This is a genomic window from Gordonia sp. (in: high G+C Gram-positive bacteria) (assembly GCF_047600385.1).
Taxonomy (GTDB): domain Bacteria; phylum Actinomycetota; class Actinomycetes; order Mycobacteriales; family Mycobacteriaceae; genus Gordonia.
On record NZ_JASGKZ010000001.1, the window covers coordinates 2,361,030 to 2,374,899 of the forward strand.

A 13,870-nucleotide genomic window follows, 5' to 3' on the forward strand; every position below is an offset into this window, starting at 1 on the left:
CGATGACAGAACTCGACCGGGAATCCCAGATGGGCGGCTACGGCGTCGAGACCGACCGGTCCGTGCCGCGCATCGACCTGACCGATCGGGAGAACCGGCGGGAGGAGATCACCCGGCAGCTGTGGGACGCGGCGACGGAGATCGGCTTCTTCCAGCTGGTGAACCACGGGATCGGCCAGGACGTCGTCGACGATGCGTTCGCGACCGCGCGGGACTTCTTCGCGCTGCCGCAGGAGGCGAAGGCGGCGCTTCCCCTCGACAAGCCGAACAACGTCGGCTGGGAGTACTCCAGCCAGGTGCGGCCGTCGACCGGCACCCCCGATCAGAAGGAGTCGTACCAGATCACCCGGCCGCACATGGCCGGTCTGTGGCCCGCGGAGGAGCAGCTCCCCGGCTTCCGGGAACGGATGCTGGGCTTCGAAGCGCAGTGCTGGGAGGTCGCGATGTGGGTGCTCTCGTGCTTCGCCGACCGGCTCGGATTCGAGCGCGACTTCTTCGCGAAGGCGCACGACCCCGCGGCCGACGACTACCAGTCGACCCTGCGCCTCATCCACTACTACGGCCGGCCCGACGACGAGCCGATCGACCCGAGCATGTGGCGTGCCGGAGCGCACACCGACTTCGACTGCCTCACCCTGCTCTTCCAGCGCACCGGTCAGGGCGGCCTGCAGGTGTGCCCGGGCAGCGAGGCCGAGAACCGGGAGTGGACGTCGGTGGAACCGGCCGACGACGTGATCACCTGCAACATCGGTGACATGCTGATGCGCTGGAGCGACGACGAGCTGTCGTCGAACTTCCATCGCGTCCGGATGCCGCGACCCGGCGAGTACACCGGGCCGCGCTACTCGATCCCGTTCTTCGCGCAGGCCAACCGGACCGTGATGATCGATCCGCCGCGGGGGACCTATCCGCCGATCAGCGCCGCGGACTACATTCGACAGCGAGTCGCCGCCAATTACGGCAAGCCCGCGATGTGAACGGGCCGGGGACGGGGAGGGGACGTCGATGACAGGGGCCACCGCCGAATCGCTGCTGGCCGACTCGGTCTACCGCGATCTCACCGAGCGGATCTTCGTCGGCACGCTCGGCCCGGGGGCGGCGCTGAGCGTGCCCGCGATCGCCGCCGAACTCGACGTGAGCCGCAGTCCGGTGCGCGATGCGGTGCAGCGGCTGGTGGCCGGCGGGCTCGCCGTGCACGTGCCCCACGCGGGCGCCAAGGTCGCCAAGATCGACGATCGCGCCGTCGAAGAGGTGCTGTCGGTGCGCCGGGCGCTCGACGGCGTCGCCGCCCGCGATGCGACCGAGCGCGCCACCTCCGCCGACGTCGCCGCCCTGTTCACCCTGCTGTCCGAACAGGAACGGCGACTCGCCGGCCCCCCGGACGCGTTGACCGAGGCGCGGCTGGACCTGGAGTTCCACACCGCGGTGCGCGACATCGCCGGGAACGCCGTCCTCAGCGACTTCCTGCACCAGCTCGACATCCGGGCGCACCTGCACAACTCGGGACTGTGGTCGGATCGGCGGGCGCGGGAACTCGCCGTCGTCGAGCATCGGCGCATCGTCGACGCGATCGAGAGCGGCGACGCCGACGCCGCCGAACGGGCCGCGACCGCGCACGTCAGCGCGATCCTGGTGCGCATGCGGCGGCTGCGCGCGGGATAGGGACGGCTCCCGCGGGGGACGGTCAGCGGTCGGCGAGGCCGCACATCCACCAGTCGTCGCCCAGCGCGATCGGGTCGCGACACCGCAGACCGTACATGTCGTAGCCGGCGGGTGAGCCCGCCGGACTGTGCCAGTAGCCGCCCGCGTCGTCGGGCACGCCGATCCACTGGGGGAAGAAGCGGGCGCTGTCGCGGTCCCCCGACACCCGGCCGCCCGCGGAGAGGAACCGCAGATGCGCCGGGAGGGGTGCGCCGTAGTAGTCGTGGCCGGGATCGGTGCTCAGGGCCTGCCGGTACAGCGCGCGGTGGGTGGCGAACCAGGTGCGCGGGGAGAGCGGCCACCAGGCGCCGACCACGGTCGTGATCAGGAGCACGACGGCGATCAGCGCCGCTGCCGCGGCGGTCCGACCTCTGGAGCGTCGGCCCAGCCGCACCGCCCCGACCACGAGGCAGACCAGGCCGGCGACAGCGCAGAGCCACATCAGCGAGACCACCGCGAGATCGAGGACCCACAGGCTCGTCCGCGCGTACGAGTGCACCATGGCGACCAGCCAGAGCAGGAGACCGAGCCCGAGCAGGGTCCCGGCCCCGCGGTCGGAGTTCATGCGCGGATCCTGACATATGGCGACAGCGATTCAGCGGGTTCGCCGCCGGATCGCTGTCGCCATACGTCAGCGATCCGGTGGTCGGGGTGTGGTGGATCGGGGAGCGGTGGACCGCCGGGCGGACACGACGGACAGGCGCGCAGGCATCCGATCCATCCGCGGTCCGTCAGGAGCCGAGCCACTTTTCCCGCGGTGGCGCAGGCATTGTCGAACACCTGGGAGCACCCCAGTCGGATGGTGAACAGATCGGCGTCGAGCGCCGCATTCGAGGTCTCGCTCGCGATCCAGGTCACGCGAGGCGGCGTCACCGTGGAACGACTCGCCGTCGAGTTCCACGACCAGGCCGTAGTCGTCGTACACGCCGTCCCGATATCCGTGGCGCCCCGCGGTCGTGCGGGCCTGCCTCGTCGGGCACGGAAGGCCGTGGGCTCGTTCGACGTGAGTCAGGTATCGGTGCTCGAGCACCGAATGCGTGCCGTCACGGATGTCGGTGAGGATCGATCTGAGAAATGGCCGGCGATGCATCCGGGGGCGCTTCTCCATCGCGGAGAGCAGTCGATCCACCGTCGTCTTCTTACGGCCGACGATCGACGACAGGGTGGCGATCGCCGTTCGCTCGGAGTCCGCCGCATTGGCCACGTCGAGGGCGGCCTCCTCGGGTCGCAGTCGTGGAGGCGACTGATTCCACAGCACGCTCTCGTGCAGGCGGGTCCGCCGCTGGAGAGTGTGGCCCCGGCGGGGGTGAACCTTCCTCTGGTGGAGGCTGCGATCGGCGTCGACGACGACGTGAATCGGTCCGGAACCCATGTTCAACACGGTGATGCCGCCGAGCGCGGCCGGGTACGCATCGAGGACGGCGGCCCATGCGCGTTGCCGCCACGTGAGCGGACCCGTATGGCCGACGTAGATGCCGGGGTGGATCGGGCTCCACTCCCGGCGGCGCAACTTGGAACGAAGGTGCGAATCGGTACACCCCAGTTCGCGCGCCTGTCTTCGGGAGATCACGTCGTCCTGGTCGAGCATCAGGGTCGCGATCGCGGCCCACTGCGGAGGCTGCGGTGAGATCTTTCTCGCGGGACTGTCGGCCGTCATCGACACAGTGTGGCGCTCCCCGACGGTTTCGAGAAGGGGGGCGAGTCGCCGGTCTGTGGACAACGTTCTCCGTTGTGGATGACGAGTTTCGAGCGGGGACCGGCCTGGCTAGAATACGTTCGGCCAAAGGCCCACCCCGCGGCTTCACAGCCAGGATACTGCCGCCATGCGTCAGTGATCTGGCGGTGAAGCCTCAGCCGACGGGGGCGGCGACGGTCGAGTGATAGAGACGGGCGATCGCGTCGACGAGGACCGGGTGGGCGCCGATCGGACCGGCCACGAGAGCCCCCGGCACGACCTCGTCGAGGACGCGCTCGGTGCGGTCGGTCAGCAGCCCCGCGGACAGGAAGAGGGGAGACGCGGCGATCCGCGTCGCCCCCGCCGCCCGCAGCCGTTCGACGGCCCGGCGGATCGCAGCGCCCTCCGGGCCCAGTCGCGTCGCGAAGACCGTCTCCACGGGGACCCCGAGGACACCGGAGAGTTCACGGCCGCGTTCGCGGATGGACGCGTCGGAGCCGGGATCGGAGGAGCCGACGGCGTAGAGGAGGACGCCGGGTCCCTTCGACTCGGGTTCGTTCCCCGCCCGGCTCGGGGAGCGGGGGAGGGCGGTCGCGTCCTCGGGCTGGAATGAGCAGGGGAACGCAGAGCCGTCTCCGGGACGGGGCGAGCGGGGGAAGCCTGCCTCGGCGAGGCGGTCGACCAGGGCGGGAACCGGGGAACAGCGCCCGATCACGGGGGTCTGCACGGTGCGCAGCCCCGGGTTGCGGGCCCGCGCGCCGGACAGGATCTCCGGGAGATCCTTCTTCGAGTGGAAACCGTCCCCGAACAACAGCGGTACGACGACCACGTCGAGCCCGTCGCCGGCCTCGTGCGCGAGGGCATTGAGCGCATCGTCGATCAGCGGCTCGTTCAGGTCGAGGTAGGCCAGCTCGACGCGGACGCCGGGGAGTGCGGCGGCCGCCGCCGCGGCGACACGGCGGGCCGTGGCGGCGAACCGCACGTCACGACTGCCGTGCGCCGCGAGGAGCAGGACGGGGGTCTCGACTTCGCTCGACCAGCGAGAGCTGCTCGACCAGCGAGGGCTGTTCGATCGACGAGGACTGCTCGGCCAGCGAGGGCTGCTCGGCCAGCGAGGGCTGCTCGACCAGCGAGGGCTGTTCGATCGACGAGGGAGGCTCGCCAGGCGGGGGACCCTCGACCCGAGAGGGCTGCTCGACCGACGCGAGGGGGCCCTCACGCTGGTCGAGCGGAGTCGAGACCACCACCGGCGAGGGGACGTCATCAGACCAGGGCGGACGACGAGAGGTGCAGGCCCTCCAGCGCGTCGCCGATCAGGCCCGCGCCCAGGGTGTTGCCGCCCTGCGGATCGATCAGCAGGAAGCTGCCGGTCTCGCGGTTCACCTGGTAGTCGTCGGCGGCGATCGGTTCGGCGGTCATCAGTGAGATGCGGCCGATCTGGTTCAGCTCCACCGTCTCCGGGGTGTCGATCAGGGCCAGATGCTGCTCGTCGAACAGGACGTCGAGGCCGCCGATGATCACCGGGGTGGTCTTGGTGCCGTGCTTCAGCAGCAGGCGGGCGCCGGGGCGCAGGGCCTTGTCGCCGAGCCAGCACACGGTCGCGGTGAACTGCTGCGCGGGCTCGGGGGCGTCGGTCACGGCGGCGAGCAGGTCGCCGCGCGAGATGTCGATGTCGTCCTCGAGCAGGAGGGTCACGCTGCGGCCGGTGTGGGCAGCGGCCAGCTCGCCGTCGGGCGTGTCGATCTTCGCGATGCGCGACCGCTGTCCGGACGGCTGCACCACCACCTCGTCGCCCACGTGCACGGTGCCGGCCGCGACCTGACCCGCGTAACCGCGGTAGTCGGGGTACTCGGCGGTGCGCGGACGGATCACGTACTGCACCGGGAAACGGAAACCGACGTCGCGCCGGTCCGGCTCGTTCGGCACGGTCTCCAGGTGCTCGATGAGCGTCGGGCCGTCGTACCACGGGGTGTTCTCGCTGCGGATCGCGACGTTGTCGCCGTGCAGCGCCGACACCGGGATCTCCACGACCTGCTCGGCGCCGTAGCCCAGCGACCGGGTGATCTCGTTGAACTCGGCGGAGATCTCGGCGAACACCTCGGCGGGGTCGTCGACGAGGTCGATCTTGTTCACGGCCAGCACCAGGCGCGGCACGCCCAGCAGCGCCATCACGGCGGCATGACGGCGGGTCTGGGAGACGACGCCGTTGCGGGCGTCGACCAGCAGGATCACCAGCTGCGCGGTGGACGCGCCGGACACCGTGTTGCGGGTGTACTGCACGTGGCCCGGGGTGTCGGCGAGCACGAAGCTGCGCGCCGGGGTCGCGAAGTAGCGGTAGGCGACGTCGATGGTGATGCCCTGCTCGCGTTCGGCGCGCAGGCCGTCGACCAGCAGCGACAGGTCGGGGGTGTCCATGCCGCGGTCGACCGAGGCCTTGGTGACGGCGTCGATCTGGTCGGCCAGGACCGACTTGGTGTCGAACAGCAGGCGGCCGACGAGGGTCGACTTGCCGTCGTCGACGGAGCCGGCGGTGGCGATCCGCAGCAGGTCGCCGCCGTCTTCCAGGGTGGGGGTGCTCATCAGAAGTATCCTTCGCGCTTGCGGTCTTCCATGGCGGCCTCGGACACGCGGTCGTCGCCGCGGGTCGCACCGCGTTCGGTCAGTCGGGAGGCGGCGACCTCGGCCAGGACGGCCTCGTTGTCGGCGGCCTCGGAGAGGACGGCGCCGGTGGTGGAGCCGTCGCCCACGGTGCGGTAGCGCACGGTGCGGGTCTCGACGACCTCGCCCTCACGCGGTCCGCCCCACGGGCCGGAGGTCATCCACATGCCGTCGCGCTGGTACACCTCGCGCTCGTGCGCGTAGTACAGCGGCGCCAGCAGCACCTGCTCGCGGGCGATGTAGCGCCACACGTCCAGCTCGGTCCAGTTGCTCAGCGGGAACACGCGGACGTGCTCGCCCGGGGCGTGGCGACCGTTGTACAGGTTCCACAGTTCGGGACGCTGACGCTTCGGATCCCACTGGCCGAAGGCGTTGCGCAGCGAGAAGATGCGCTCCTTGGCGCGGGCCCGCTCCTCGTCGCGGCGGGCGCCGCCGAACACGGCGTCGAACCGGTTCTCGGTGATGCCGTCGAGCAGCGGGATGGTCTGCAGCGGGTTGCGGATGCCGTCGGGACGCTCGGTGAGGCGGCCGTCGGCCAGGTAGTCCTCCACCTTGGCCACGTGCAGCCGCAGGTTGTGGCGTTCGACGATCTCGTCGCGGAACTTGATGATCTCCGGCAGGTTGTGGCCGGTGTCCACGTGCAGCAGCGCGAACGGCAGCGGCGCCGGCCAGAAGGCCTTGAGCGCCAGGTGCAGCAGCAGCGTGGAGTCCTTGCCGCCGGAGAACAGGATCACCGGGCGCTCGAACTCGCCGGCCACCTCGCGGAAGATGTGGATCGACTCGGACTCGAGCGCATCCAGGGTGGAGAAGTCGCCGTCGGGACGGTCGGCCTGCTTGAACGTGGAGAGGTCGGTGGAGGTGTCGGAGGTGATGCTCATGAGACGTGCAACCCGCATTCTGTCTTGGCGCTGCCGGCCCAACGGCCGCTGCGCGGATCTGCTCCCGGTGCCGGCTTCTTGGTGCACGGTGCGCACCCGATCGACGGGTAACCGTCGTCGACCAGCGGATTGACCAGGACCCCGTGGGTGTCGATGTAGTCCTGGAACTGCTCGTCGCTCCAGGCGGCGAGCGGATTGATCTTGACCAGGCCGAAGCCCTCGTCGAACGAGATCAGCGGCGCGTTGGCCCGGGTGGGGGCCTCCACCCGGCGGATTCCGGTGATCCAGGCGCGGTACGGCGCCAGCGAGGCCTTCAGCGGGACCACCTTGCGCAGGCGGCAGCATTCGGCGGCGTCGCGGGCGAAGAGGTCCTTGCCGAGCAGGGAGTCCTGCTCGGCCACGCTGTGTTCCGGTTCGACGTTGACCAGGTCGAGGTCGTAGACGTCGACGACGGCGTCCCGCGTGCCGAGGGTCTCGACGAAGTGGTAGCCGGTGTCCAGGAAGAGGACCTTGAGCTTCTCGTCGTTCATGTCGGCCGGATCGATGGCGTTCTTGGCGACATCGATGAGCACGGCGTCCTGCATGTTCGCCGCGACGATGAAGTCGCTCCCGAAGGTCTTGACGGTCCACCGCACGAGCTCCTCGGCGGCGGCGTCGGGGCCGAGCAGCGCGGCGCCCTCCTCGGCGATCTCCCGGAGGTGCTTGGTGTTGAAGGTGCTGGCGGTCATCGCAGCCATTCCTCCTCCGCCCGGACGGCCCACTGGGCGAACCGCTCGCCGTCGGTGCGATGCTCGACGAAGTTGCGGGTCACCCGGTCGATGTAGTCGCCGAGTTCGGTGCTGGCCACCTTGTGCTGGCGCAGTTTGCGACCGAAACCGGAGTCCAGTCCGAGGCTGCCGCCCAGGTGGACCTGGAAGCCCTCGGCGGGGTTGCCGTCCTCGTCCTCGATCAGCTGACCCTTGAAACCGATGTCGGCGACCTGCGAGCGGGCGCACGAGTTGGGGCAGCCGTTGATGTTGACGGTGATGGGCACGTCGAGTGCGTCGTTGACGTCGGCGAGCCGTTGCTCCAGCTCGGGGACCAGGTCCTGCGAGCGCTTGCGGGTCTCGACGAAGCTGAGCTTGCAGAACTCGATGCCGCTGCACGCCATCAGGTTCCGGCGCCAGTTGGACGGGCGGCCCTGCAGCCCGTGCTTGCCGAGTTCGGCGATCAGGCCGTCGACCTGGTCGTCGGGGACGTCGAGCACGATGAGCTTCTGGTACGGGGTGAACCGGATCCGGTCCGAGCCGACCAGTTCGGCGGCGTCGGCGACCGACTGCAGGATGGTGCCCGAGACGCGGCCGGCGATCGGCGAGAAGCCGACGGCGTTGAGGCCGTTCTTCTGCCTGGTGACGCCGACGTGGTCGATCGGGTGGGCCAGCGCCTCGGGGGCGGGGCCGTCGATCAGCTTCCGCTTGAGGTACTCGGTCTCCAGGACCTCGCGGAACTTCTCGATGCCCCAGTCCTTGACGAGGAACTTCAGGCGCGCCTTGGACCGCAGTCGGCGGTAGCCGTAGTCGCGGAAGATCGAGACGACGCCCTCCCAGACGTCGGGCACCTCGTCGAGCGGGATCCAGACGCCGACGCGCTGGGCGAGCATCGGGTTGGTGGAGAGGCCGCCGCCGACCCACAGGTCCAGGCCGGGGCCGTGCTCGGGGTGGTTCACGCCGATGAAGGCGACGTCGTTGATCTCGTGGGCGACGTCCTGCAGACCGGAGATGGCGGTCTTGAACTTGCGCGGCAGGTTCGAGTACTTGGGGTCGCCGATGTAGCGCTTGACGATCTCGTCGATCGCCGACGTCGGATCGAGCACCTCGTCGACGGACTCGCCGGCCATCGGCGAACCGAGGACGACGCGCGGGCAGTCGCCGCAGGCCTCGGTGGTCTTGAGTCCGACCGACTCCAGGCGATCCCAGATGGCGGGGACGTCCTCGACGCGGATCCAGTGGAACTGGACGTTCTCGCGGTCGGAGAGGTCGGCGGTGTTGCGGCCGTACTCGGTGGAGAGCTCGCCGAGCGTGCGGAGCTGCTTCGCCGAGAGCGCCCCGGCGTCGCACCGGACGCGCATCATGAAGTACGGGGCCTCGAGCAGGTCGATGTTCTCGTCGCCGGTGAAGGTGCCGTCGTAGCCCTCGGTGCGCTGGGTGTACAGGCCCCACCAGCGGAAACGGCCGCGCAGATCGGCCTTGTCGATGCCCTCGAAGCCGACCTTGGAGTAGATGTCGACGATCCGGCCCTTGACGTTGAGCGGGTTGTCGTCCTTCTTGGACTGCTCGTTCGGGTTCAGCGGCTCGCGGTAGCCCAGGGCCCACTGGCCCTCGGCGCGCTTCTTGACCGGGCGGGTCCGCTTGCGCGGAGCGGCGCCGTCGGCACCGGCCGCGGCACGCGGGGTGCGGGCCGGGCGGTCACCGCGGGCCGGTCGCTCCGCCCGTGCCGGGCGTTCGGTGCGCGCCGGGCGGGCGGGGCGCTCGCGGGCCGGTTCGGTCGAGGGGGAGGCGGGGGTGTCGCCGGTCGACTCGGGGGTGGTGAGCGTCATCGATTCTCCTCGCGCACCGCACGCGGCGGCACGACAATGGGGGCTGTACCAAGGGTGAGGATTCGGGCATCCTGGGGCCGGTTCCGCGGAAGGGCTGCTTCCGGGTTCGGTGACCGGTGGAGGAGGACTGTTCGAGGCCGAAAGTGCTCTAGGGCAGACAGGATGCGCTGTCGCAGCGCATGAGGTCGATGTGGCGCCTCGCGATGAGGCGCACGCCCGAAGTAGTCACGTCGACCATGGTGCCACGACTTCGGCCGCGTCGTCTACTTGGGCTTATTTTCCCGCACGATGATTTTAACTGTTTGTGCTGGTCGTGGTTCATGATGGACGGATGTCTCTCCGCGCCCCCGCGATCCCGCTGCCCGAGGCGGCGACCGATCGCCTCAGGTCAGTGCAGGTGCGGCCCTTCGGGCTGTACCTGCACGTGCCTTTTTGCGCGACCCGGTGCGGATACTGCGATTTCAACACCTACACGGCGGGCGAGTTGGGGTCGTCGACGTCGCCGGCGGCCTGGGCCGAGGCGGTACGACGCGAACTCGACCGGGCTGCGGAACTGCTGCGCCCCGAGCGCCCGGTGGAGACGATCTTCGTCGGCGGCGGCACGCCGTCGCTGCTAGGGGCCGACGGTCTGGCGGATCTGCTCGGTGCCGTACGACGATCCTTCGACCTCGCCCCCGGCGCCGAGGTGACCACCGAATCCAATCCGGAGTCCACCTCGCCGGAGTTCTTCGCCGGACTGCGAGAGGCGGGATACACCCGGATCTCGCTCGGCATGCAGTCCGCGGCGCCGCACGTATTGCAGATCTTGGAACGACGGCACACCCCCGGCCGGGCCCTGGCGGCGGCGCGCGAGGCCGCCGCCGCGGGTTTCGAGCACCTGAACCTGGATCTGATCTACGGCACCCCGGGGGAGACCGACGACGACCTCGCCGCCTCCCTCGATGCGGTGCTCTCGGTGCCGGTGGACCACGTGTCGGCGTACGCGCTGATCGTCGAGGACGGCACCGCGTTCGCCCGGAAGGTGCGCCGCGGCGAGGTCCCGATGCCCGACGACGACGTGCTCGCCGCCCGGTACGAGCAGATCAACGCGCGGCTGTCCGAGGCCGGCCTGACCTGGTACGAGGTGTCGAACTGGGCGCGGGCCGAGGGGGACGTGCGGTTCCCCGCGTCGTCTTCTACTTCCCCGCCGGCTGAGCCGGGCGACGCAGGAGCCCGTGTCGAAGCCTCCCCCCGCCCCGCCCCGCGGTCGGTCTGCCGGCACAACGAGGCGTACTGGCGCAGCGACGACTGGTGGGGGATCGGGCCCGGTGCGCACTCGCACGTCAACGGGGTGCGGTGGTGGAACCAGAAGCACCCCGCCACCTACTCGGCCTCCCTCGACGCCGGTTCGCTCCCGGTGGGCGGCTTCGAGATCCTGTCCGACGACGACGTCCACACCGAACAGGTGATGCTCCGCCTCCGGATGCGCTCGGGTCTGCCGACGACCGAACTCGCGCCGGACGAGATGCGGCGGGCCGAGCGCGCGGTGGCCGACGGACTGCTCCGGATCGACGACGGCGTCTACGTGCTCACCGATCCGGGCCGACTGCTCGCCGACGGCGTGATCCGGGACATCCTGGTCGACTGATCGGGCCCCGGCCGGGCGTCAGCCGACCTGGTAGACACCCGCTCCGGTCGCCACGAGTGCGCCGGAGGCTCGGGAGCGGATCTCGACGTGGCAGTGCGACAGCTTGCGTCCCCTGCGCAGCCGCGTCCCGTGGATCTCGAGGTCGTCGTTCATGGCGGGGGCGATGAAGTTCACCGACATCGACACGGTGACGCCGCGCATGTTCTCCGGCAGGGTGTCGCCGCCCCATGCGGCGGCCATGATCCCGAGGTCGACGCACGCGCTGATCGCGCCGCCGTGGACCATCGGGCCCACCGTGGTGTTGGCCTCGGTGAACGGCAGCCGGAGGTGTGCGCGGCCTTCGTCGATCTCGATGAGCCGGACGCCGAGGGTGTCGATGAACGGTGACTGCGGGAAGAAGGCGCGCATCGCCTGCGAGCCGGTCGTCGGGACGGTGTCGGACATGAGATCTCCTCAGTAATCGAAGTTACACTTCGAAAACATAGTGACACTATGAAAACGAAATGTCACTAGGTTAGAGTCGGCGCCATGAATCAGGCATTCGAAGAACCCGCCGACCGGCGTCGTCGACGGACCAGAGCCGCGATCCTGGACGCGGCGGCCGAGCTGTTCACCGAGAACGGATTCCGCCGGACCGGCGTCGAACAGCTCGCCGAGACCGCGGACGTCGCGCTCAGCTCGATCTACGCGAACTTTCCCGGCGGGAAGGCCGACGTCTACGCGGTGCTGGCCTGCCGGTCGGCGGACGAGCACGTGGACGCCATGCGCGCCGCGCTCGCCGACGTGGCTCCGGACGAGTTCACGGCGGCGGTGTTCGACGAGTACCGCCGCTACCACCGGGAGCACCCGCTGGCCTTCCGGTTGCTGGGACTGGTCGACATCGAGCCCTCGGACACCGACCTGTACGGCCCGGCGCGCAGACGGATCACCGACCGGCTCACCGGACTCGTGGACGAGGTGGTCGCGACGTCCGGCGTCGAGTCGGGGACCGTCCGACGGGAGGTCGTCCTGATGTGGGCGACCGTCAACGGTCTGCTCGGACTGCGGAGTCAGGGGTTCGTCGACGAGGCGGAGTACACCCGACTGCTCGACGATCTGCGCCCGGGAACCGCGTCGTGAGGCAGGGGCCGGTGAGGCAGGGGGAGCTCGGTCGAGCCGACAGGGTGCGGTGCGCGGTCCTCGGTCTGACGGGCGCGACCGGTGACCTGCCCGGGCGGCTGCGCGCGCCGCGCCGGGCCGCCGGCGGTGCGACCCCGGCCGTCCCGCCCGATTCGCGGCTCGCCAGGGAAGCGGCCGAGCGGGCCGCGGACGAACTCTCCCCGGAGGTGCTGGCGCATGCGTATCGCTGCTGGCAGTGGTCCGTCGCGTTCGCCGACGTCGATCGGCTGGCCCCGGATCGGGAGCTGACGTTCGTCGCCGCCGTGCTCCACGACCTCGAACTGGGCGCTCCGGACCACCCCGATCACGGGTGCTTCGCGTCGCTGAGCGGTGCGCGGGCGGGCGGACTCGTCGCCGCCCATCGGGGAGCGGAGGACGCGGAGACCGTGCGGCGGGCGATCGCCGGGCACTTCGCGCCGTGGACGCCGGAGGACCCCGTGGCCCGGGTCCTGCACAGCGCGGTGAACCTGGACGTCGTCGGTCGTCGGCTCCACGACCTCGATCCGGGGCTGGTCGACGTCGTCGAAGACCGTCATCCGCGTACCGGATTCGTTCCGGTCTTCACCGCGGCGCTGCGGGTGGAGGCGGAACGTCGGCCGCGGTCGGCGGCCGCGGTGCTCTGGCGGACCGGCGCCGTCCTGCCGATCCGGGCGAACCCCCTCGAACGCCGCTCTCGCGGTCGCGCAGCTCCCGGGTAGGTCGCCGCTGCGCATCATCGTCATCGTTCCGGATCCGGCACCCGGTTCCCCGGGCCGCCCGCGAGCGCAGTGAGCTCTCCCACCGGGGGTCGGCGACGGTGCACGCCGACACGGGCCGCCCGCGAGCGCAGTGAGCTCTCCTCGCTGGTCGAGCGGAGTCGAGACCCCGGTGATCGTTCTCCGCAGCCCTTCGGCTCGGTGTGCGGCGTCGTCGTGCCGGATGCCCGTCGAGACGGGGTCAGTCCAGGCTGTGGCGCGAGGCGTGGCGGGCGCGCCGGGGGTTGGGCGGCAGAGTGCGGGCCGGCGGGGCCTCGTCGACGGGGTGCGGCGGGACGGGGGTGCCGGGCGGAGGCGGCGTGTGCGGGGCGCGGTGCGTCCCGAACTGCCCGCCGGAACCGGGAGCCGGAGCGGCGTTCGGCGAGGTGCCGAACTGGGGGCCGGGGTTCGCAGCGCCGGGATTCGGTCCCGGGGCGGCATCCGTGCCGGCCGGGACGAAGGTGCCCGCGGCGATCATCTCGTCCAGGTCGAGCAGTCGGGCGTGCACCACGGTCCTGTTCCGCAGGGCCGAGCGCACGGCGCGGTGCAGCCCGTCCTCCAGGTACAGCTCGCCGCGGTAGTGCACCACGTGGGCGAAGAGGTCTCCGTAGAAGGTGGAGTCCTCGGACAGCAGCTTGTCCAGCGCGAGCACCGTGGTGATCGTGTTCACCTGGTCCAGCCGGATCTGGCGCGGCGGGATCTGCGCCCACTCGCGCGGGGAGAGCTTGAACTCGGGATACGGCCTGCCTTCGAAGACGCCCTTGAAGATCATCGTGCTCGGTCCCCTGAGTCGATTAACTAGAATTGTGTAAGACCGGCGGCCGTCGGTCTCAGACTACTGTAAGCAACAACGCGCTCAGAGAG

At 70.4% G+C, this 13,870-nt stretch carries 15 protein-coding genes; 5 read left to right on the forward strand and 10 right to left on the reverse strand.

Going from position 1 to position 13,870, the window contains the following annotated elements:
• Positions 1–2: 2 nt before the first annotated feature.
• Together QM809_RS10535 and QM809_RS10540 are read left to right on the forward strand one after the other, a co-directional pair.
• On the forward strand, positions 3–977 hold the full coding sequence (locus QM809_RS10535; RefSeq protein ID WP_415045727.1) for an isopenicillin N synthase family dioxygenase: 975 nt from the start codon (positions 3–5) through the stop codon (positions 975–977).
• Between the two features lie 28 nt (positions 978–1,005).
• Positions 1,006–1,662 (forward strand): GntR family transcriptional regulator, encoded by a 657-nt coding sequence (locus tag QM809_RS10540; protein ID WP_415045728.1) that lies wholly within the window; start codon positions 1,006–1,008, stop codon positions 1,660–1,662.
• 22 nt (positions 1,663–1,684) lie between these two features.
• Here the strand turns inward: QM809_RS10540 and QM809_RS10545 are convergent, their stop codons facing one another.
• The 8 genes from QM809_RS10545 to QM809_RS10580 all read right to left on the reverse strand — a co-directional run bounded on the left by QM809_RS10545 (position 1,685) and on the right by QM809_RS10580 (position 9,487).
• Positions 1,685–2,266, reverse strand: a complete 582-nt coding sequence (locus QM809_RS10545) for a hypothetical protein (RefSeq protein ID WP_415045729.1) — start codon at positions 2,264–2,266, stop codon at positions 1,685–1,687.
• Between the two features lie 66 nt (positions 2,267–2,332).
• Positions 2,333–3,358: a hypothetical protein gene (locus tag QM809_RS10550; protein ID WP_415045730.1), complete on the reverse strand. Its 1,026-nt coding sequence runs from the start codon at positions 3,356–3,358 to the stop codon at positions 2,333–2,335.
• 193 nt (positions 3,359–3,551) lie between these two features.
• The gene (locus QM809_RS10555) at positions 3,552–4,358 is read right to left on the reverse strand and encodes a sirohydrochlorin chelatase (protein WP_415045731.1); all 807 of its coding nucleotides are present in this window, start codon (positions 4,356–4,358) and stop codon (positions 3,552–3,554) included.
• A 1-nt stretch (position 4,359) separates the two neighbouring features.
• A complete protein-coding gene (locus QM809_RS10560) occupies positions 4,360–4,620 on the reverse strand; it encodes a hypothetical protein (RefSeq protein WP_415045732.1) in 261 nt (86 codons plus the stop codon).
• Between the two features lie 19 nt (positions 4,621–4,639).
• Positions 4,640–5,956, reverse strand: coding sequence for a sulfate adenylyltransferase subunit 1 (locus QM809_RS10565; protein ID WP_415045733.1), 1,317 nt, complete (start codon positions 5,954–5,956; stop codon positions 4,640–4,642).
• On the reverse strand, positions 5,956–6,930 hold the full coding sequence (gene cysD / locus QM809_RS10570) for a sulfate adenylyltransferase subunit CysD (protein ID WP_415045734.1): 975 nt from the start codon (positions 6,928–6,930) through the stop codon (positions 5,956–5,958). The genes QM809_RS10565 and cysD overlap by 1 nt, the downstream gene beginning before the upstream one ends.
• Complete coding sequence (locus tag QM809_RS10575) at positions 6,909–7,640, reverse strand: phosphoadenylyl-sulfate reductase (protein ID WP_415045735.1); 732 nt, start codon at positions 7,638–7,640, stop codon at positions 6,909–6,911. The genes cysD and QM809_RS10575 overlap by 22 nt, the downstream gene beginning before the upstream one ends.
• A complete protein-coding gene (locus QM809_RS10580) occupies positions 7,637–9,487 on the reverse strand; it encodes a nitrite/sulfite reductase (RefSeq protein ID WP_415045736.1) in 1,851 nt (616 codons plus the stop codon). Before QM809_RS10580 ends, QM809_RS10575 begins: the two co-directional genes overlap by 4 nt.
• Positions 9,488–9,818: 331 nt before the next feature.
• Between QM809_RS10580 and QM809_RS10585 the strand changes: the two genes are divergently transcribed.
• Positions 9,819–11,114: a coproporphyrinogen-III oxidase family protein gene (locus tag QM809_RS10585; protein ID WP_415045737.1), complete on the forward strand. Its 1,296-nt coding sequence runs from the start codon at positions 9,819–9,821 to the stop codon at positions 11,112–11,114.
• Between the two features lie 18 nt (positions 11,115–11,132).
• On the opposite strand, the gene QM809_RS10590 is transcribed toward QM809_RS10585, so the two are convergent.
• Positions 11,133–11,558 (reverse strand): PaaI family thioesterase, encoded by a 426-nt coding sequence (locus tag QM809_RS10590; protein ID WP_415045738.1) that lies wholly within the window; start codon positions 11,556–11,558, stop codon positions 11,133–11,135.
• Between the two features lie 84 nt (positions 11,559–11,642).
• On the opposite strand from QM809_RS10590, the gene QM809_RS10595 reads away from it, so the two are divergent.
• Both QM809_RS10595 and QM809_RS10600 read left to right on the forward strand, forming a co-directional pair.
• A complete protein-coding gene (locus QM809_RS10595) occupies positions 11,643–12,233 on the forward strand; it encodes a TetR/AcrR family transcriptional regulator (RefSeq protein WP_415045739.1) in 591 nt (196 codons plus the stop codon).
• Between the two features lie 44 nt (positions 12,234–12,277).
• The gene (locus tag QM809_RS10600) at positions 12,278–12,970 is read left to right on the forward strand and encodes a hypothetical protein (protein WP_415045740.1); all 693 of its coding nucleotides are present in this window, start codon (positions 12,278–12,280) and stop codon (positions 12,968–12,970) included.
• Between the two features lie 238 nt (positions 12,971–13,208).
• On the opposite strand, the gene QM809_RS10605 is transcribed toward QM809_RS10600, so the two are convergent.
• Positions 13,209–13,778 carry a type II toxin-antitoxin system VapB family antitoxin gene (locus QM809_RS10605; protein ID WP_415045741.1) on the reverse strand — a complete coding sequence of 190 codons (570 nt, stop codon included), beginning with the start codon at positions 13,776–13,778 and terminating at the stop codon, positions 13,209–13,211.
• Between the last annotated feature and the right edge of the window lie 92 nt (positions 13,779–13,870).

Excerpts from the sequence above, each read along its gene's own strand:
- QM809_RS10550 (WP_415045730.1), bottom strand. The coding sequence starts at position 3,358 with ATGACGGCCGACAGTCCCGCGAGAAAGATCTCACCGCAGCCTCCGCAG.
- QM809_RS10595 (WP_415045739.1), top strand. The coding sequence starts at position 11,643 with ATGAATCAGGCATTCGAAGAACCCGCCGACCGGCGTCGTCGACGGACC.
- QM809_RS10605 (WP_415045741.1), bottom strand. The coding sequence starts at position 13,778 with ATGATCTTCAAGGGCGTCTTCGAAGGCAGGCCGTATCCCGAGTTCAAG.
- QM809_RS10540 (WP_415045728.1), top strand. The coding sequence starts at position 1,006 with ATGACAGGGGCCACCGCCGAATCGCTGCTGGCCGACTCGGTCTACCGC.
- QM809_RS10565 (WP_415045733.1), bottom strand. The coding sequence starts at position 5,956 with ATGAGCACCCCCACCCTGGAAGACGGCGGCGACCTGCTGCGGATCGCC.
- QM809_RS10580 (WP_415045736.1), bottom strand. The coding sequence starts at position 9,487 with ATGACGCTCACCACCCCCGAGTCGACCGGCGACACCCCCGCCTCCCCC.
- QM809_RS10590 (WP_415045738.1), bottom strand. The coding sequence starts at position 11,558 with ATGTCCGACACCGTCCCGACGACCGGCTCGCAGGCGATGCGCGCCTTC.
- cysD (WP_415045734.1), bottom strand. The coding sequence starts at position 6,930 with ATGCGGGTTGCACGTCTCATGAGCATCACCTCCGACACCTCCACCGAC.
- QM809_RS10535 (WP_415045727.1), top strand. The coding sequence starts at position 3 with ATGACAGAACTCGACCGGGAATCCCAGATGGGCGGCTACGGCGTCGAG.
- QM809_RS10585 (WP_415045737.1), top strand. The coding sequence starts at position 9,819 with ATGTCTCTCCGCGCCCCCGCGATCCCGCTGCCCGAGGCGGCGACCGAT.
- QM809_RS10545 (WP_415045729.1), bottom strand. The coding sequence starts at position 2,266 with ATGAACTCCGACCGCGGGGCCGGGACCCTGCTCGGGCTCGGTCTCCTG.
- QM809_RS10575 (WP_415045735.1), bottom strand. The coding sequence starts at position 7,640 with ATGACCGCCAGCACCTTCAACACCAAGCACCTCCGGGAGATCGCCGAG.